The sequence below is a fragment of the uncultured Capnocytophaga sp. genome, from assembly GCF_937936315.1.
Taxonomy (GTDB): Bacteria; Bacteroidota; Bacteroidia; order Flavobacteriales; family Flavobacteriaceae; genus Capnocytophaga.
The window spans coordinates 16,180-34,089 of record NZ_CALGWU010000006.1 but is presented as its reverse complement, the minus strand read 5'-3'; the positions used below and the strand labels follow the sequence as shown (position 1 = coordinate 34,089).

The window sequence follows — 17,910 nt, the reverse complement described above, 5'->3', positions numbered from 1 at the left end:
ATTTTTAATAGCTGAAAATATAATAAAAAATGAATTGTATTGATTTTTATATAATAAAACACTTTTTTACTTGCAAAATATATAAAGATAATGTTAAAATATTGCTAAAAAATAAATGCTGTTAGACTTTAACTTTCATAACCTTTCTATTTCATTCTTCTCGTTTTGATTGTAAAAAAAGACTTTATAGTCCTTGCTGAAGCCTCAATAATACCTTTATACGATGACTTTTGATTAACTCTTTTGTTAATGATAATTATAAAAAAGATTTAAAACACTTTTATTATTTAAAGGCTTTTCATACCTTTGCGCCCTAAATTTAAACTAATATGGATGTAACAAACAAAACCATTGGCGAAATCGTAGCCGACGATTTCCGCACTGCCGCTATATTCAAAAAACACGGTATCGACTTTTGCTGTAAAGGTGGCCGTACTATCGATGAAGCCTGCGAGAAAAAAGGAGTAGAGAAAAATACTCTTATCAATGATTTAGAAGCGCTTCCTAAAGGCAATAGTAACGAAGTAGATGTACGCGATTGGCCTCTCGACCTTTTGGCTAACTATATCGTACGCATTCACCACCAGTATGTGCGCGACAAATCTCCTATGCTCTTGCAATTCTTAGATAAATTATGTCGTGTACACGGCGATCGTCATCCTGAGCTTTTTGAAATCAATCGTATTTTCAATGAGAGTGCGCAAGACCTCGCATCCCACTTTGTAAAAGAAGAAAATGTACTTTTCCCTTTTATCGAAAATCTTGTGAAAAAACAACAATCAGGTGAGGCTCTTGGCGAAATACCTTTTGGTACAGTAGAAAATCCAGTAGCTATGATGATGCACGAGCATAGTGTAGAAGGTGAGCGTTTTGAAGAGATTGTAAAACTTACTAACAACTATACACCTCCCGCCGATGCTTGCAACACTTACAAAGTAACTTACCAAATGCTCCAAGAGTTTGAAGCCGATTTAAACCGCCATATCCACCTCGAAAACAATATCCTTTTCCCTAAAGCCATCGCTTTAGAAAAACAACTAAGAGGCTAATAACAAAAAAAGCTGTTCAGCACCCGCTGAACAGCTTTTTTCTTATCTCTTACCTCTTATCTAAATCTAATATTTACCCCTACTAACTGATAGCCGTCCCAAGTATTAGAAGTGCTAAATTCCCAATGATATTTTTTAGGGTTGAGAGCATTTACTTCTTCTGTTTTTACTTTAGTAATACGTCTGTTAGCAATCGTTTTACCAGTGATATACCCCACAAATAGGGCGATAGGGTAGTCGGAAGCCCAGTGTACTTTACTTTGCATCATCTCGTAGCACATTAAACCTAAAGCAGTGTAACCTACGGGCTTTATCCATTTGTAATCGGGATAGTTTTCCGCAATCACTGTGAGTGCGGACATTGCTGTAGTGAGGTGTCCTGAAGGCATTGCATCGTAGTGAGGCGTATCCTCTTGATAGGCTTTAAAGCTGGGAGCAAACGTCCAATGGCTGTGCCAACGCCCATCGTTAGCCGTAATAAACGGACTCTCGCGCCCTGTGAGTCGTTTGATAGGTTGCACAAAAGCCCCTGATACGATAATACTTTCTAATATCTGCATAGCAGTACTTTTGGCGCGATAATCACCTGTGATGAGTCCATAGGTAGCCATCCCCCCACTGATGATGATAAAAGTAGTACCATTTCCTATGAAGTATAAAGCAGAATTTACATCGGCGGGAACGATTTTTAAAAAGCCTAACTTCTTATAAGTATGCGCTTCATTTAGTCCTAAATTCTCACCCAAATTTCTACTTTCTCTAATGAGCCAAGGGTCGGCAGGAATAAGTGCCGCAGTAGCACCAATAGCTGCCAATCCGTAAGGATAATTTGGTTTAGACACCATCTCCACCGCCGATTTTCCTATATTATGCGGTATCTTGTTGAAGATATCCACAAAACGCGGCTTTTGGTATATATAGGTTAGCTGATCATTGATTTTGTATTGCCTGCCCGATACCTCTATATCAGATGGGTGGGTGCCTTGCAAAGCATCTGTAATACTATCCAATGTAGCTTGAGGAATAGAGTCGTTTTCCTGCGCTATAGCAGGAAAGAGGGGAAAGAGAAACAGTGAAAGTAAAAAGTATTTCATTTATTTATAAAAGTTTCTTTAATTCTTCAATAGGAGGGAGGGTTTTACGCAATTTTTCAGGCATTTCGTCTGCTGTTTTAAAAGTAGCAACCCCCATTGGCTTGTCGTAATTACGAACAATATATTGCACATAAGGCTGGTCGGCTTCACGACAAAGGATAATACCAATGCTGGGATTTTCGTTAGGTTTGCGAACAAAATCATCTAATACAGTTAAATAGCCATTCATTTGTCCTAAATAAGCTGTTTTAAAATCACCTGTTTTCAGTTCAATAGCTACCAAACAAGCAAGTTCACGATGGTAAAATAATAAGTCAATAATATGTGTATGTCCTAAAGCTTCTACTCTAAACTGATTGCCTAAGAAAGCAAAATCATAGCCAAAAGCATTATAAACTTTTTTACATTTTGTACAATCTGTTGTTCTACAACGCGCTCATCTATATCTTCAATATCTCTCACGCCCAACTCCTCAACATTGATAAAATCCAATAAATAAGAGTCTTTAAACATACTCACAGCTTTGAGTGCTTGCTGAGCTGAAGGAAGTGTTTGTACAAAATTATTAGGAAGAGCACCCCTATGGTGAAATTCATCGGATTTAATAGCTTTTTGTAAGGCTCGAAATGACAATTGTTCTTTTATAGATAATTCTATGTAGAATATTCGCTCTTCTAAATCTTTTACTGTTGTTAAAATAAGTTTATGATGCGAGAAACCGATGTTTAAGAAAGCCTCGACAAACCATTCTTTGTAATTTGGTACTTGTGGTGAGTACCGAATTGAAGATAACAATTGTTCTAACTCCTCAATTTTAATAGAAGTGTTTGCAACAGCTAATTCGTCACTCACGAGTGACGATTTAGGTGTGTCTAAATCAGCAGACGCGTCTGTTGATTTATAATCAACTGATATTTATTAGGTTATCGAATCAAATCATTCAAAAAACTATCAGTGTTTTCGTTGTTGTAGAAGGCTTTGATTTCTTCAGCGTTTTCTTTGAGTAACTGTCGAATGAAAGCATCGTAGGTAGTTTTGCGGTCTTCCAAAAAGCCGTTGAATAGCGTTCGCTTACTTCCAAACCATTGGCTTTTTCAATCTTTAAGAGTCGTTCGTACAAAGGAGCTATATGCTTACTGATGAGTGCTTTAGACAATGCTTTGCGGTATGATACAAAGGCAGTAATCTCATCGTGTTCATCACGTACAATTTGAAAATTGGTGATTACCCAATAATAACGTCCGCTTTTAGAGAGATTCTTAATGATAGCGTGGAAGTTGTTACGCCCTTTGAGGTTTTCCTACAGTATTTTGAAAACCACTTTTGGGCATATCGGGGTGGCGGATAAGGCTATGAGGCTGGTTGTATAACTCAGCCTCACTATAACCTGATACTTCCTGAAATGCCTTATTAGTTTCCATTATATGCCCGTGCTTGTTAGTGCGACTCATCAGGGTAGTGGTTTTATCCCACAACACTTCTTCATCTATAGGATCAGGGCGTTTAATTGTTGGATTTTCAGTCATTTTCTTACCTCTTATCTCTTACTTCTTATCTAATTTGTGTAGCCAATTGCGCATATCCACTTCTTTGGCGATTGCAGCGCGCAATTCAGGGATGGCAATGCGCACTTGCTCCATAGTGTCGCGGTGGCGCAAAGTAACAGTGTTGTCTTCCAAAGTTTGGTGATCAACAGTTACACAGAAAGGTGTACCTACAGCATCTTGGCGACGATAACGGCGACCTACGGCATCTTTTTCGTCGTAAGCTACATTGAAATCGTATTTTAGCTCGTTTACTATTTGCTCGGCAACTTCTGGAAGTCCGTCTTTTTTGAGCAATGGCAATACGGCTACTTTGGTAGGAGCCAACACAAAAGGCAAGCGCAATACGGTGCGAGTATCTCCTCCTTCTAACGCTTCTTCTTGCAATGAGTTAGAGAATACCGCAAGGAACATACGGTCGAGCCCGATAGAAGTTTCGAGTACATAAGGGGTGTAGCTCACTTTCTCTTCAGGGTCAAAGTATTGCATTTTTTTACCTGAATACTTTTCGTGATTACCGAGGTCGAAATTAGTACGAGAGTGGATACCTTCTAATTCTTTGAAACCAAATGGGAAACGGAATTCAATGTCGCAAGCTGCATCGGCGTAGTGGGCGAGCTTTTCGTGTGGATGGTAACGATAGTTTTCTTCACCCATACCGAGCGATAAGTGCCATTTGAGGCGGGTTTCTTTCCAATACTCATACCATTGTTGTTGGGTACCTGGTTTGATGAAGAATTGCATTTCCATTTGTTCAAACTCGCGCATACGGAAGATAAATTGGCGCGCCACAATCTCGTTGCGGAAGGCTTTACCTGTTTGGGCAATCCCGAAGGGAATTTTCATACGTCCAGATTTTTGTACGTTGAGGAAGTTTACAAAAATACCCTGAGCGGTTTCGGGGCGCAAGTATAAATCCATAGAGGCATCGGCAGAGGCGCCTATTTTGGTGCCGAACATTAGGTTGAACTGTTTTACATCTGTCCAGTTGCGAGAACCTGTTTCGGGGTCGGCAATTTCGAGTTCTTCGATAAGGGCTTTTACATCGGCGAGGTCTTCTTTCTCAAGCGATTTGCCCAAGCGGTGTAATATTTCTTCACCGCGTTGTTTGTATTCTAACACACGAGGATTGGTAGTTACAAACTGCTCGCGGTCAAAAGCATCGCCAAAACGTTTTTGAGCTTTAGCAATTTCTTTTTCAATTTTATCGTCGAGTTTGGCTACGTAATCTTCTACGAGCACATCGGCGCGGTAGCGTTTTTTAGAGTCTTTGTTATCAATCAGTGGGTCGTTGAAAGCATCCACGTGCCCAGAAGCCTTCCACGTAGTAGGGTGCATAAAAATAGCAGCATCGATACCCACAATGTTCTCATTCATCTGCACCATTGCGCGCCACCAATATTCGCGGATATTCTTTTTGAGTTCAACGCCATTCTGACCGTAATCGTACACGGCACCAAGTCCGTCGTAGATTTCACTGGATGGAAAAATAAAGCCATATTCTTTGGCGTGAGCAATAACTTTTTTGAATTGATCGTCTGTATTTGCCATATATTCAATTGATTTTCAGTTATAAAAATAGATTGAGTTTCGTTTGAGATTGAAAATAATTGGACAAAGGTACTATTATTTTTTGGAAAAAGGAGTATCTTTGCCGAAAAAGTTGTTGTAATTGTGTTTTTTAGCTAACGAATCACGAACCTATAACCTCTAAAACTAAAACTATGATACTATCAGATTTATTGTCGGTTTTTACCCCTCATTACTGCAGGGCTTGTGGCAAAATGCTGAAAGAGGAAGAACGCTTTTTGTGCCGAGATTGCAGCAGAGATTTAGAGGAAACTCATTTTCACTTGCAAGCGGATAATGAGGTAATGCAACTGCTCTCGCTACAGAATGATATTACAGCCGCAATGACATTATTTTACTTTCAAAAAGGTAGTGTGGCACAACATTTGATACATCATCTCAAGTACAGAGGTGAAGAACAAATAGGCGAGTGGCTTGGCAATTGGCTGGGTAATAGGCTCTCTCAATCGCCTCTCTATCAGTTAGTAGAAGTGGTAATCCCCGTGCCTTTGCACCGTGATAAACTAAAGAAAAGAGGTTACAACCAAGTGGCTTTATTAGCTAAAACAGTTGCTAAGGTATTAGGAGTGAGCTATGTAGATGATGTGTTGCTAAAGGTTACTGCTAATACTACTCAAACCAGAAAAATATCGTGGCGGCGTTTGGAAGAAAGCGAACATATATTTGTGTTACAGCATCCTGAAAAGCTAAAAAACAAACATATACTGCTCATCGATGACCTTATCACCACAGGGGCTACACTCTCCCATTGTTGCGAACAGTTATCCACTATCGAAGGAGTGAAAATCGCTGTAGCAGGAATAGGTTTTACCATACGCTCTTAACATTGAAAAAAAATTAATAACTAAATAAATATATTGTATGAAGAACACTTTTAAAATGATGCTTGTAGCATTTGCTATGTTCGCGTTCAGTGCTAACGCAGGGGCTATGACCCTTAATCTCAATAAAGTAGCTAAATCTCTTATCGTAGACCAAGATGGTAACGGTGGTGTGAAAGTGAAAAAATCTTGCGATAAAGACGGCGAGAAAAAAGAATGTAGCAAAGATGGTAAGAAAAAATCTTGCTGCAAAAAAGACGGTAAAGAAGCCGACAAAAAAGAGTGCAGCAAAGATGGTAAAAAGAAATCTTGCTGCAAAAAAGACGGCGAGCACAAAGCCGAAAATGCAGAAGCTAAATAGTTTCTCATTATATAAATTTTAAAATTACTGGAAAACCTTAGCAGTTGCGCTGAGGTTTTTTGTTATTGATTCCGATGAAAACATTTATATACAGCATTTTAATCTTTATTGGGGCGCTTTCAATAGCCGCCTGTGCCACCGATATTTTACCTAAACCTAAAGGCGGACTTCGTTTGGATTATCCGCAAGCAGCTTATAGCTCTGTAGCCGATTTGCCTAACTGTCCGTTTACTTTTGAGGCAAACACCCTTTCGTCTATAGAACACAAAGCCAATTCTTGTGATGTGAATATCAATTATCCAGCGATGAAGGCAACTATCTACCTCACTTATAAAAATGTAGATGGCAATATACGCAAACTCCTCACCGATGCACAGAACTTCACTTATAAGCACACCGTAAAAGCCGATAATATTGCAGCCACCACTTTTGTGAACGATACGACCAAAGTATATGGTATGTTCTATCAAGTATATGGCAATGCGGCTTCACAATCACAGTTTTACGCTACCGATAGTTTGAAACACTTTATCTCGGGGTCTATTTATTTTAATGTAGAACCTAATTACGACTCGGTACAACCAGCGAGTGATTATTTGCAGAGAGATATGCGCCGCATAATGGAAACCCTTCGTTGGAAATAAAAATAGGGGAGAACTGTTGGCAATTTAGAAATATTGCTTTACTTTTGCCCCACAAAACACTAAATGAATTATGAGTTTACAAACTAAAGTAATGGAAGCGCTCAAAGAAGCGATGAAAGCCAAAGATACGGTAGCTTTAGAATCGCTAAGAGCCATCAAATCGGCTATATTGTTAGCCAGAACCGAAGCAGGAGCCTCTGAAGAATTATCGGAAGCCGACGAGCTCAAACTCTTGCAAAAATTAGTAAAACAGCGCAAAGATAGCGCCGCGCTCTACACCCAGCAAGGTCGCAATGATTTAGCCGAACCTGAATTGGCACAAATGGCAGTGATAGAGAAATTCTTGCCAGCTCAGCTCAGTGAAGCCGAAGTAGAAGAAGCGTTGAAAGGCATTATTGCCCAAGTAGGTGCTACAACCCCTAAGGATATGGGCAAGGTAATGGGCGCAGCAACTAAGCAATTAGCAGGTAAAGCCGAGGGCAAATTGATTTCGGATATTGTGAAGAAATTATTGTCATAGTAGTATATATTTTAATAAGAAGGGCCGCATAGTTCAATGGATAGAATGTCAGATTCCGGTTCTGAAGATAGAGGTTCGAGTCCCCTTGTGGTCACAAATTATTTTACAAACGGCATTACCATTAAATAAAAATTGAGGTATTGCCCTAATAATATAAAGATAGCTGTTCCAAAAAGGAGCAGCTTTTTTTGTTTGGCTCGTGAGGAAAGCAAAATGAGAAAAGGTAGCACAAAACTGAGAATGAGCATTGCTACAATTGCCTCTCCATAACCTTTGCTAAGAAGGGTTTGGTAATAAATAGTTTCTTCAGGGATATTGGCATACCATATCAGCATATATTGTGAGAACCACAAATACGCCCAAAAAATAGAGAATCCAAAGAGGTATTTGCCTAAATCAGAATAGTGTTCTGGCTTGCTAAATAAGGTAATGAGCGCAATACCTGAGAGCAGAAAACTGCTGAGCAACTGCCACGCAAAGAGGGTGCTGTGCCATTCGGGAGTGAGACTCAAAAACCAATCCCACGCCATTGGAGTTTCGGTAAGAAAGAAAATGACTAAGAATAGTACGTGAGGCGTTAAACTCTTAAACTTTTTTAAAGTATGGCAATACCCCACCCATACTGCCATATAGCCCACAGCACGCAACATAAAATAAGGTTCGCGATGCACTGCATACAGCACCCCTAACGAAACTAATAACACCAACCACAAAGGTGTTGTGATATGCTTCATTATAGGGTACAAACTCATAGCCCACTCAGCGTGCGTAACTTTGTTGATGGCATAAAATACCAATACCCCTACTAACGTAAGCGCTATAAACAATAGAATTGAATATGTTAAAAACAATATGCTCATACTTCTTATCTCTTACCTCTTATCTGTTCTACGTACATTGTTACTTGCCAACGTTCTTTCTCACTGAGTTGGGTGGCAAAAGCGGGCATAGCATTGCGTCCGTAGTAAATTACGTGATAGATACTCCCCTCCGTAAAATCCCGATTTTTATAATTAGGCACTCCAAAAAACTTTTCCCTTTGTACTAAAATTCCTTTGCCATCACCTTTCTCACCGTGACAGAGCGCGCAATAGATGTCGTAAAGTGCTTTGCCATTGGTGAGGTTTTGAGTTTGTTGTAAGGAATCAGTTGCTAAAGGGTTTTGCAATTGAGTTTTGGCTTGCTCATAACCTTCAATAGTATTGGGGTAGCTATAGGGCAACTCACCTCTTTTCACAGTGTGTTCAGGAGGAGAGAGCGGAGCAACTTCATAAGTTTTATAAGCAGGACTCTCATACATATCGGGCATAAACTCAATGTTGCGCTCTTGTTTGTTCCTGCAACCAATAGCCAATGATATTAGCAATACATACTTTATATAATTATTAAAATGTTTCATTTCTTACCTCTTACTTCTTATCTCTTACCTGAATTACGAATTTATCATCACTACTTTTCTTTATAGGATTTTCAGCTTTTTTGAATGGATATAACCTACTTCTGATAAAGAAACTAATCACCAATAGATGCGCTGCAAAATACACAACCAACTCGAATATTACCGGTACAAAAGCGGGGAGGTTTTGCCAGAAAGTGGCATTAGGCTTTCCGCCAATATCCATTGGCCAGTCTTTTATCATTGTGAAATAGGTGAGCCAACAACCGAAAAACAAGCCTATAAGTCCGTATAGAAAAGTAGCTTTGCCTAAGCGAGTGCGCTTGAGCCCCAAGGCTTCGGCTAAACCGTGTACATAGAAAGGCGTATATACTTCTTGAATTTCTTTGCCTTCTGATTTTAATTCTTTTATTTTATCTAAAAGCTCTTCAGGAGAGTTAAGAGTTAAGAGATAAGAGTTAAGAGATTCCTGCTCCCTAACACCTGTCTCCTGATACCTATTCCCTGACACCTGACACTTGTCACCTGACACCTGACACTTGCCCCCTTTCACCTCAGCTTGTGCAATCATCGGGAAGCTCCTTGCATATAATAAAAACAACAAAAAGAAGAACCCTAAAGTGCCAACAAATATCCCTATATCCACCCACGTAGGACTGAACATCGTCCACGACGACGGCAGATAACCGCGGTGCAGTGAGGTAACGATAATCACAAAGCGCTCGAACCACATCCCCACACATACTACCAAAGCAACGCATACTGAAAAGGTAATACTACGGCGTAACTTTTTGAACCAAAGCAGTTGAGGGAGGACTATATTGCAAATAATCATCGTCCAGAATGCCCACGCATAATCACCTGTAGCACGATTGTGGAATGCGTATTGTTCAAACTCCGAGTGAGAACGCATAGCCATAAAAAACTCGGTGAGGTAAGCAACCGCTACAATACTACCAGCCACTAACATCACAGTGTTCATCAACTCGATGTGTTTGAGGGTGATATAGGCTTCTAACTTACACACTTTGCGCAAGATAATCAGTAGCAAACTCACCATTGCAAACCCCGAAAAGATAGCCCCTGCTACAAAGTAGGGTGGAAAAATAGTAGTGTGCCAGCCAGAGACTACCGAAGTAGCAAAATCAAAAGAGACGATAGTATGCACCGAAATTACTAACGGAGTGGCAATACCAGCTAATAAAAGCATTGTTTCTTCTATACGTTGCCAATCTTTGGCGCGCCCGCTCCAACCGAAACTCAGCAAGCTGTAAATCTTCTTCTGAAAAGGCTTGAGAGCACGATCGCGCAACATCGCAAAATCAGGGAGTAAGCCCACCCACCAAAACACTAAGGATACCGAAAAGTAGGTAGCAATAGCAAAAACATCCCATAACAAAGGTGAGTTGAAATTGTCCCACAACGAGCCGTATTGGTTAGGAATAGGCAAGTTGAAATGTAGCAACCACGGTCTACCTAAATGCAGGATAGGGAAGATACTCGCTTGTAGCACCGCAAAGATAGTCATTGCTTCAGCCGAGCGATTGATAGCCACCCGCCACTGTTGGCGAAAGAGCAACAATACTGCCGAGATGAGCGTTCCTGCGTGCCCGATACCTATCCACCACACAAAGTTAGTGATGTCCCAAGCCCAGCCTACATTCTTGTTGAGCCCCCAAGCACCTATACCATCGCGCAAGGTTACCCATATTGCCCACACCCCCCAGAGGGTCGCAAGGAGGGTAATGCCAAAGGCAATCCACCACGCGCGAGAAGCACGACCTTCGATGGGGCGTGCTATATCTTCACTGATAGTATGGTAGGATTTATCGTTGAGTATCTGCATAAATAAGATTTTTTACAGCGTCCTTGCCGTCAGGGGTTACAAACACACAAGTGAATTGCCATTTCACCAATCGCACTTCGGGGGTAGAGAAAGCACCCACGGGGAGCTTGAGTAACACTTTATTCCATCCCTTGTTGAGGGTAACTTGCAAAGGAGGACGCACTTGAAAATTTTCGTTAGTAAGAGGTATTTCGTTAGAGAGTTCTCTGTGAGCTGATTTCCATATAGGAGGAGAGAGTTCTGTATCGTTTAGCCAAATTTTGCTCTCCTTGTAATCCCATTTGCCTTGTGGCGGGGGAAGATCTTTTTCCGACCGACTGTAATCTTGAAAACTTACCCATAAACCAACCTGCTGTTCTTCGGGTGAATATACATAAGTGTACGCATAAGCAGTGTGGTTGGGCTGAGGGTTTTTATAAAAAGCAGGAACAAGTTCCCCCCAAGTATGTCGCAAATAAATGCCAGCTCCTATGGCTTTATGAGTGTGATAAGTTTTTCCTTCATAGGAGTAGCTTTCTTTTAAAGTTTTCTCAGGCGGAAAGGATTGAGCAAGGTTGCCATTGTTAGGGAAGGCATCGGTAATGCGCCAAACTACGTTGGTTTGAGGTATATAGGCAAAGGGTTCGGTAGTAAAATGATGAGTTTTATGCCAATACATACGTCTTTCAAAATCGGCAAACTGCTTGAATATAGGGTCGTTGGTATCTGTGGGGAGCATAGTGCCTTTGCCATCAAAATATTCGCTACCTCCTCCTTTCCAAGAGCGCTCTGCCAAGGCGAGCATCGCAGGATAGAAATTGTTTTGAATGAGAATATTTCGCTCTCCTTTGATATAGCGGTCATTCCACAACCCTATAATAGCTCCCGCGTGGTCGTCGTCACCTTGGGCTACATTTAAAATTCTGCTGTTGTAGAGAGTAACCAAATCGGCAAAAGCATCAAAATGATTGATATAGTGAAATTTGCTATCAATAGCAGGAATGCCTTTTTGTGCTTTACCGCGATAGCTCCACAGTTGGGTCATATCTATTTCACCTGATCTATATCGCCACCCAGGGTTCCACGAAATCACCTTTTTGCCTTTATTACGCAAGTAACCCACCATTTCGGGTACAAATTGCGGGTTGCTAAAAACTACTTCATCAGTGCCTATATGAATATAAGGAACATCAAAATTATCGACTACCTCATCCAATAGTTCTTTGAGAATTGCCATTCCTTTTTCCGATTGCATAGCTACCCCAAAAGCCCTCTCAAAAGCACGACTGTGTCCAGGCATATCAATTTCAGGGATGAGCAATACGTTGTGTTTTTTGCAGAAAGTGACTAACTCTTTGGCTTCTTGTAGGGTATAATATTGGGCAGGCATACGCTCATAGCTAAAAGGAGCATTGAGTTCAGGATAGCGCAAACTCTGCAAACGCCACCCTTGGTTTTCGGTGAGATGCCAATGAAATACATTGATTTTATACTGCGAAAGTACTGCTATTTCTCTTTTCAACTCCTCCAAACTCATAAAGGTACGCCCTACATCTTGCATAAAACCACGCACTCTAAAAGCAGGATAATCGATGATTTTGCATCCTTCGTAATAGGCTTTATTGCCTTTGGTAACCAAAAGTTGTTTCAGGGTTTGTTTCGCCCAATACACACCTTTCCCACTGATAGCCCTGATGAGAATGCAATTTTTAGTAACTTCTAACATATACCCTTCTTCTTTATTGATAGGAATTTCGGGCAAATCGGCTACCATTTCTACAATAATAATCGGACGTGTTTCTGCCGAGGCTACCTTGTAGCGTTGTCCATTAGCGATAACTTGTTGCGGTGCAGGCAATAAGTGGTCTATCCCTGCGTAGAGCACACAAGGAGAAACACACCAAAGGTATATGAAAAATATATAAAACTTCATAACTCCTAATTCCTAACTTTCACTTGATACACCACATTAGGGTCGGTGTTGAGTTCTGCTAAAAGCTGATACATACGATCGCTGGCACTGAGTTGGGCGATTTTGCTTCCTTCTTCGTTAGCATCGCCAAATACCATAGCTCCTGTATTACAAGCAGCGGCACAAGCCACTACATTGTTAAACTCTCCTGGGGCAACGGCACGACCTTCTCTTTTGGCTTTCAGTATTACCGCTTGGGTGTTCTGGATACAGAGGGAACACTTTTCCATTACCCCTCGCGAACGTACCGTTACATCGGGGTTGAGCACCATACGCCCTATTTCGTTGTTCATATTGTAGTTGAACTGCTTGTTTTCACTATACTGAAACCAGTTGAACCGGCGTACTTTGTAAGGGCAGTTGTTGGCACAGTAGCGCGTGCCTACACAGCGGTTGTAAGCCATTTGGTTTTGTCCTTGCTGTCCGTGAGCGGTAGCGATTACGGGACAGACAGTCTCACAAGGGGCATTATTACAATGCTGACACATCACGGGCTGAAAGCCTACGCACCTTTGTTCGTTTTCTCTTGATTCATAACGGTCGATGCGCAACCAGTGCATATCGCGCGAGCGACGCACTTCTTCTTTGCCTACTACGGGCACATTGTTCTCGGCGTGACAAGCGATTACACAAGCCGCACAACCCGTGCAAGCATTCAGGTCGATAGAGAGTTTAAAGTGATGTGGGGTAGTAAAGGCTTTCTTGGTTTTAGAAGGTTGAGGGTTCCACACTTCCACAGAGGAGTTTAAGAAAGTATCTAAACTGATTTCTTTCAGGATATTTTTACGCCCTACCAATTCATTTTGCAGTTGCAAGCAGGCAAATTCGTGTGTACCGTCTGCTTTTTCTATCTGTACGCCTTGATTTTTACAATGGTCTTTATAAAGAGGGAAGGCATTCACGCCTATTTGCATTTCGGTTTGTATGCCTGCCTTGCGCCCATAACCTAAGGCAATCCCCACACTGCCTTGCGCTTGTGCAGGGGTGATAAGTACGGGAGCAATAATACTTTTACCGTTAGCACTGATTTTCGCCTGATGTCCGTCCAAAGCACCATCGGCAGTATGCCAATTCTCAATGCCTAAGGTTTGGGCATCGGTGGGGTGCATCGTGAGGAAGTTATCCCACGTAGTGCGGTGGATAGGGTCGGGGAGTTCTTGTAGCCAAGGATTGTTAGCTTGTTGCCCGTCTCCCAAAGCGGTGCTAGTGTAGAGAGTGAGTTCAAAAGGCGATTCCGTTTGGCTTATAAGCAATTGAGAGATAGATATATCGGTAAAAGATTCTTTGGTACGGAATAAACTTAGTCGTTCCTCTTCTTGTTGTTCAAAATCAAATCTTTTTTCATTATCTACAAATGTGCCATCGTGTAAGGCTTGTTCCCAAGAAAATCCTTTTAAGATATGAGCTTCCCAATGAGCTTTGATAAAATGGTAATAGCTCTCCTTGTGTCCTGCCCATTGCAGAAAACAGTCTTGCCATTGTTTGGTGTTGAAAAGCGGACGTATACAAGGCTGCATCAGTCCGTAGTGCCCGTATTTAAATTCTACATCGCCCCACGACTCTAAATAATGTGGTTGAGGCGCCCAAAGGGTCGTTTGCTGGGCAGTTTCATCAGCGCGCATCGCAAAGGATACCGAAAAAGGTACTTTCTTCAAGCCTGCGGCAAACGCTTCGGCGTTAGGCAAACTGTATAAAGGGTTGAGATTGTTGATAAAGAGAACGCCTACCTTGCCTTCGTTCATATCGGTGAGCAATGGTTTGAATTTCCACGTTACATCTCCTTTGCGGGTAAGTATAGGTGTTTCAGGTATAAAAGCCTTGCTTTTCAGTCTTTTGTTTAGGGCAAAGGTGAGTTCTTGGGCATTGTCCTTGTCAATACCTGTTATGATTACGGCATCGCTACCCGCTTTTTTTACTTCATCGGCTATTGCTTTGAGTTTTTCATTGATTTCAGCAGAAAGATCTTCAGGATGAGAAGTTTGATATTCTGTTAAAAAAATATAGAATTGTGCTAAAGCTACTTTCAGTTGTTGAGGGGTGAGGGCAATGCGTTCATCGGCATTAGCGCCTGTAAGGCTGAGGTTGGCTTCCAACTGAATATGGCGCGACATTCCGTTTGCTTTGCTAGGAATACGCCCTTGCACATAGCCTGCTTCATAGCCTCCGCCATTCCAATCGCCCAAGAAATCGGCATCAAAGGAAACGATGAGCTTTGCCTTGCTAAAATCGTAATCGGGCATCGCGCGCAGTCCACAACGTTTTTCAAAAGCTCTGATAGTAGCCTCTTCTGATATGGTATCGTATTCTACGAGCTTAAAGGTGGGGTATTTTTCTTTTAATAGTTCTATTAAGGCATAACTCGACGGACTTGCGAGTGTTTGACTGAGCATCACTATTTGCTTGCCTTCAGCTTTTGCTTTCTCTAAAGCTGTAATGGCTTTAGTATCCAGCTGTTGCCACAATTCCCCTCCTTGAGAGAGGGTAGGGGATGGGTTTCTATGCTCGTCATACAAACTCAATACCGATGCCAATATCCTTGCATTCACAGCCCCTCCTGCTTTGGCTTCGGGGTTGCGCAATACAGCAATGGGTCGCCCTTCGCGAGTTTTCACCAGTACGCTGGCAAAGTCAAAACCATCGGCTATGCAAGTAGCGTAATAATTGGCTTCACCTGCTACAATACTTTCGGGCTGTATTACATACGGAATCGTTTTGTGTACCGCCCCTTCGCAACCTGCCAAGGCAGCCACTGCTGTAGAAAAACCTAAGAATTTTAGGAAATCCCGCCGTGATGTTGATATATTATGTATATTCTCATTCGTCATTCGTAACTCGTCATTCGTAATTATTAGTAGTGGCATTTTGCACATTCTAAGCCTCCCATTTCGGCAACGGTTAGTTTGGCTACATTTAGCTTTTTAGCCAAAGCCTTATGCACTTCTTCATAGTGCTGATAATAAGGATTGTTAGCATTTGCTGGCATTTGGCGGTGGCACTCTATACACCACCCCATCGTAAGAGGCGCGTGCTGGTGTACCACCTCCATTTGTTGTACTTCGCCGTGGCATTTCTGACATTCCAACCCACCCACTGTTACGTGCTGACTGTGATTGAAATAAGTAAAGTCGGGGAGTTTGTGAATGCGTATCCACTGCACAGGTTTAGCAGTACCGGCATAGCGAAATTTCTGTTCGTCCCAGCCTACTGCTTCGTATAATTTCTTGATTTCTTTGGTGTAAAAATCTTTGGTGTAACCATTGGCAGTGTCCTCCTCACCCTCATATTCCGAGATAGTAAGGTGGCAGCCCATACACACATTGAGAGAAGGCACGCCTGCTACTGCCGAAGTCCGCGCTCCTGAATGGCAATATTTACAATCGATTTGGTTATCACCTGCGTGAATTTTATGAGAGAAGTGAATAGGTTGTATAGGTTCATAGCCCTCATCTACCCCTATCTGCATCAGAAAGGCGTAAAGAGCGTAAGTAATGCCTAAAAAGGCAATAATAAGGGTTGATATAATGATAATTTTTTTCAATTAACAATTTATAATTAACAATTAACAAAAACTTTCGTCCGTCATTCGTAACTCGTCATTCGTAACTCGTTATTAATTCTCTTTACTTCTTTTTTTGCTTTTTCCAAATCGATGTTCTCAATCACCGCATTTGAAAGGGCAATGCGCTGGGCATCACTCCATTGTTGTGCCATACGCGCTCGCACTTGGGCTTCGGTGCAATGGTCGCGCGCCATTACGCGGGCAATGCGCACTTCCTCAGGCGCTGTAACTGTGATGATATAATCACAATCCTTGTAGCTTCCACTCTCAAAAAGGATAGCGGCTTCTTTCAGCACATAAGGTGAAGTTTGCTCCTTTGCCCATCGTTTAAAATATTCTGCAAGGGCAGGATGTACAATGCCGTTGAGTATCGCCAATTTCTCAGAATTGTTAAACACAATCTGGGCGATATAAGCGCGGTTATATTCTCCATTGTGGTAAGCCTCCTCACCAAAAGCAGCGATAATGCGTTCCTTTACCTGCGCATCGGTAGCGATGAGTGCTTTAGCTTGTTCATCTGAATTGAATACTGCAATACCTAAGGCAGCAAATGCTTTGGCTATAGTGCTCTTGCCACTGCCAATACCTCCTGTAAGTCCTACTACCATCATTCTTTGCGTATGAGAAAATCAACTGTTGTTTCGTTCATTAGAGCTACTTTTATACGTCGTTTGTTAGTGCTAATTTGCAGTGGGATATGCCCTGCATTAGCTTCACACATATCGGCAGTTACTTCTATATCGTTAGGAGTGAGTGTTTTAAGTAGGTTTAATTCCCCCGTACAGAGCACACTCACCTCATCAGGGAAAATTTTCACCTGACTGTTTTTCGGTACCCCCATCACCTTCACTGGTACGCGCAATTCTTGCTCACTCACTTTGTCTACAAAGGCTTGCATTGCTATTTTATGAGTGTTGAAATGTACCAAAGGCGTGCTTTTGAGCGTGTAAGTTTCACTGAAATTATCCTTTATAGGGCGTTTGTTATGATAGTGAAAAACAACTTGAGAGAGCGTGTCTATCACTTTTTGGCTACCCGATGCCACTACCGAATCGGGGGAGAGTTTTAGATCTGTGAGTTGGTATTCCTTAGGGTATTCCACGTTTAGATGTACCACTACGGGGATTTTTTTAGTGTGTTTAGGCGCTAAATACAGTTGTAGCGTATCGGAGACTACCGAGCGTATTTTGAAGTTTGCGAGATAAGTATTGCTCAGCTTGTCTTTACTGTTTTTGGAGAGTGTATAGAAGTGTTCACTCACCTCTTGCAGGTCAGTAAAATCAACGGTGAGGGTAGGGTTTTGCCGGTAGGATTTCAAAAGAGAAAAGCCATTACCTTCAACTACAATTCTCACGAAATTAGGGGCAGAAGGCAGAAATACCTCGTTGGCAGGGGGATTGATAACTGTCACAGGGATAGATACTTCCCTAAGTAAATTTTTAGAAAGTTTTACTAACGACCAGATAAAAACTGATAGGATGAGGCATATTATAAAAGTGAGGTTGCGGCGGTTCATAGCAACAATAAATTACGAG

At 41.6% G+C, this 17,910-nt stretch carries 16 protein-coding genes, 1 tRNA gene and 2 pseudogenes; 6 read left to right on the top strand and 13 right to left on the bottom strand.

The features are described from left to right. The first annotated feature begins 329 nt into the window (after window positions 1-329). The gene (ric, locus tag Q0162_RS01305; RefSeq protein ID WP_297887881.1) at window positions 330-1,049 is read left to right on the top strand and encodes an iron-sulfur cluster repair di-iron protein; all 720 of its coding nucleotides are present in this window, start codon (window positions 330-332) and stop codon (window positions 1,047-1,049) included. A 56-nt stretch (window positions 1,050-1,105) separates the two neighbouring features. On the opposite strand, the gene Q0162_RS01300 is transcribed toward ric, so the two are convergent. The 5 genes and pseudogenes from Q0162_RS01300 to Q0162_RS01275 form a co-directional block, all read right to left on the bottom strand. Next, window positions 1,106-2,143, bottom strand: coding sequence for a phosphatase PAP2 family protein (locus tag Q0162_RS01300; protein ID WP_297887878.1), 1,038 nt, complete (start codon window positions 2,141-2,143; stop codon window positions 1,106-1,108). Between the two features lie 4 nt (window positions 2,144-2,147). Next, window positions 2,148-2,492 (bottom strand): annotated as a pseudogene (locus Q0162_RS01295) (PDDEXK nuclease domain-containing protein); the annotation flags it as partial. 11 nt (window positions 2,493-2,503) lie between these two features. Beyond that, entirely contained in the window at window positions 2,504-2,995 is a 492-nt protein-coding gene (locus Q0162_RS01290; protein WP_297887875.1) for a hypothetical protein, read from the bottom strand. A 71-nt stretch (window positions 2,996-3,066) separates the two neighbouring features. Continuing rightward, window positions 3,067-3,669: pseudogene (locus tag Q0162_RS13230) on the bottom strand (PAS domain-containing protein). A gap of 18 nt (window positions 3,670-3,687) precedes the next feature. Beyond that, entirely contained in the window at window positions 3,688-5,238 is a 1,551-nt protein-coding gene (locus Q0162_RS01275) for a glycine--tRNA ligase (protein ID WP_095901120.1), read from the bottom strand. A gap of 173 nt (window positions 5,239-5,411) precedes the next feature. On the opposite strand from Q0162_RS01275, the gene Q0162_RS01270 reads away from it, so the two are divergent. From Q0162_RS01270 to Q0162_RS01250, 5 genes are all read left to right on the top strand, one after another. After that, window positions 5,412-6,101, top strand: a complete 690-nt coding sequence (locus Q0162_RS01270) for a ComF family protein (RefSeq protein ID WP_297887862.1) — start codon at window positions 5,412-5,414, stop codon at window positions 6,099-6,101. Window positions 6,102-6,138: 37 nt separating this feature from the next. Beyond that, window positions 6,139-6,459, top strand: coding sequence for a hypothetical protein (locus Q0162_RS01265; protein WP_297887856.1), 321 nt, complete (start codon window positions 6,139-6,141; stop codon window positions 6,457-6,459). Between the two features lie 74 nt (window positions 6,460-6,533). Then, complete coding sequence (gene gldD, locus Q0162_RS01260; RefSeq protein WP_297887853.1) at window positions 6,534-7,103, top strand: gliding motility lipoprotein GldD; 570 nt, start codon at window positions 6,534-6,536, stop codon at window positions 7,101-7,103. Window positions 7,104-7,173: 70 nt separating this feature from the next. Next, complete coding sequence (locus tag Q0162_RS01255) at window positions 7,174-7,623, top strand: GatB/YqeY domain-containing protein (protein WP_297887850.1); 450 nt, start codon at window positions 7,174-7,176, stop codon at window positions 7,621-7,623. A 22-nt stretch (window positions 7,624-7,645) separates the two neighbouring features. Then, a tRNA-Arg gene (locus tag Q0162_RS01250) sits at window positions 7,646-7,717 on the top strand. A 4-nt stretch (window positions 7,718-7,721) separates the two neighbouring features. Here the strand turns inward: Q0162_RS01250 and Q0162_RS01245 are convergent. Genes Q0162_RS01245 through Q0162_RS01210 form a run of 8 tightly spaced genes read right to left on the bottom strand, consistent with a single transcriptional unit; the run spans window position 7,722 to window position 17,891 of the window. Then, complete coding sequence (locus Q0162_RS01245) at window positions 7,722-8,483, bottom strand: hypothetical protein (protein ID WP_297887847.1); 762 nt, start codon at window positions 8,481-8,483, stop codon at window positions 7,722-7,724. 5 nt (window positions 8,484-8,488) lie between these two features. Then, the gene (locus Q0162_RS01240; RefSeq protein WP_297887844.1) at window positions 8,489-9,022 is read right to left on the bottom strand and encodes a cytochrome c; all 534 of its coding nucleotides are present in this window, start codon (window positions 9,020-9,022) and stop codon (window positions 8,489-8,491) included. 10 nt (window positions 9,023-9,032) lie between these two features. Further along, window positions 9,033-10,865 carry a quinol:electron acceptor oxidoreductase subunit ActD gene (locus tag Q0162_RS01235; protein ID WP_297887841.1) on the bottom strand — a complete coding sequence of 611 codons (1,833 nt, stop codon included), beginning with the start codon at window positions 10,863-10,865 and terminating at the stop codon, window positions 9,033-9,035. Next, window positions 10,846-12,777 carry a family 20 glycosylhydrolase gene (locus Q0162_RS01230; RefSeq protein ID WP_297887839.1) on the bottom strand — a complete coding sequence of 644 codons (1,932 nt, stop codon included), beginning with the start codon at window positions 12,775-12,777 and terminating at the stop codon, window positions 10,846-10,848. The genes Q0162_RS01235 and Q0162_RS01230 overlap by 20 nt, the downstream gene beginning before the upstream one ends. A 5-nt stretch (window positions 12,778-12,782) precedes the next feature. After that, window positions 12,783-15,641, bottom strand: coding sequence for a 4Fe-4S dicluster domain-containing protein (locus tag Q0162_RS01225; RefSeq protein WP_297888076.1), 2,859 nt, complete (start codon window positions 15,639-15,641; stop codon window positions 12,783-12,785). Between the two features lie 23 nt (window positions 15,642-15,664). After that, window positions 15,665-16,354 (bottom strand): cytochrome c3 family protein, encoded by a 690-nt coding sequence (locus tag Q0162_RS01220; protein WP_297887836.1) that lies wholly within the window; start codon window positions 16,352-16,354, stop codon window positions 15,665-15,667. Between the two features lie 41 nt (window positions 16,355-16,395). Further along, the gene (gene coaE, locus Q0162_RS01215) at window positions 16,396-16,986 is read right to left on the bottom strand and encodes a dephospho-CoA kinase (protein WP_297887833.1); all 591 of its coding nucleotides are present in this window, start codon (window positions 16,984-16,986) and stop codon (window positions 16,396-16,398) included. Continuing rightward, complete coding sequence (locus Q0162_RS01210; protein WP_281639414.1) at window positions 16,983-17,891, bottom strand: YbbR-like domain-containing protein; 909 nt, start codon at window positions 17,889-17,891, stop codon at window positions 16,983-16,985. Before Q0162_RS01210 ends, coaE begins: the two co-directional genes overlap by 4 nt. Window positions 17,892-17,910 lie beyond the last annotated feature (19 nt).

What these genes read in the sequence shown, in the direction of transcription:
- ric (WP_297887881.1), top strand. Translation starts at nt 330, where the DNA reads ATGGATGTAACAAACAAAACCATTGGCGAAATCGTAGCCGACGATTTC.
- Q0162_RS01300 (WP_297887878.1), bottom strand. Translation starts at nt 2,143, where the DNA reads ATGAAATACTTTTTACTTTCACTGTTTCTCTTTCCCCTCTTTCCTGCT.
- Q0162_RS01275 (WP_095901120.1), bottom strand. Translation starts at nt 5,238, where the DNA reads ATGGCAAATACAGACGATCAATTCAAAAAAGTTATTGCTCACGCCAAA.
- Q0162_RS01270 (WP_297887862.1), top strand. Translation starts at nt 5,412, where the DNA reads ATGATACTATCAGATTTATTGTCGGTTTTTACCCCTCATTACTGCAGG.
- Q0162_RS01265 (WP_297887856.1), top strand. Translation starts at nt 6,139, where the DNA reads ATGAAGAACACTTTTAAAATGATGCTTGTAGCATTTGCTATGTTCGCG.
- gldD (WP_297887853.1), top strand. Translation starts at nt 6,534, where the DNA reads ATGAAAACATTTATATACAGCATTTTAATCTTTATTGGGGCGCTTTCA.
- Q0162_RS01255 (WP_297887850.1), top strand. Translation starts at nt 7,174, where the DNA reads ATGAGTTTACAAACTAAAGTAATGGAAGCGCTCAAAGAAGCGATGAAA.
- Q0162_RS01245 (WP_297887847.1), bottom strand. Translation starts at nt 8,483, where the DNA reads ATGAGCATATTGTTTTTAACATATTCAATTCTATTGTTTATAGCGCTT.
- Q0162_RS01240 (WP_297887844.1), bottom strand. Translation starts at nt 9,022, where the DNA reads ATGAAACATTTTAATAATTATATAAAGTATGTATTGCTAATATCATTG.
- Q0162_RS01235 (WP_297887841.1), bottom strand. Translation starts at nt 10,865, where the DNA reads ATGCAGATACTCAACGATAAATCCTACCATACTATCAGTGAAGATATA.
- Q0162_RS01230 (WP_297887839.1), bottom strand. Translation starts at nt 12,777, where the DNA reads ATGAAGTTTTATATATTTTTCATATACCTTTGGTGTGTTTCTCCTTGT.
- Q0162_RS01225 (WP_297888076.1), bottom strand. Translation starts at nt 15,641, where the DNA reads ATGACGAATGAGAATATACATAATATATCAACATCACGGCGGGATTTC.
- coaE (WP_297887833.1), bottom strand. Translation starts at nt 16,986, where the DNA reads ATGATGGTAGTAGGACTTACAGGAGGTATTGGCAGTGGCAAGAGCACT.
- Q0162_RS01210 (WP_281639414.1), bottom strand. Translation starts at nt 17,891, where the DNA reads ATGAACCGCCGCAACCTCACTTTTATAATATGCCTCATCCTATCAGTT.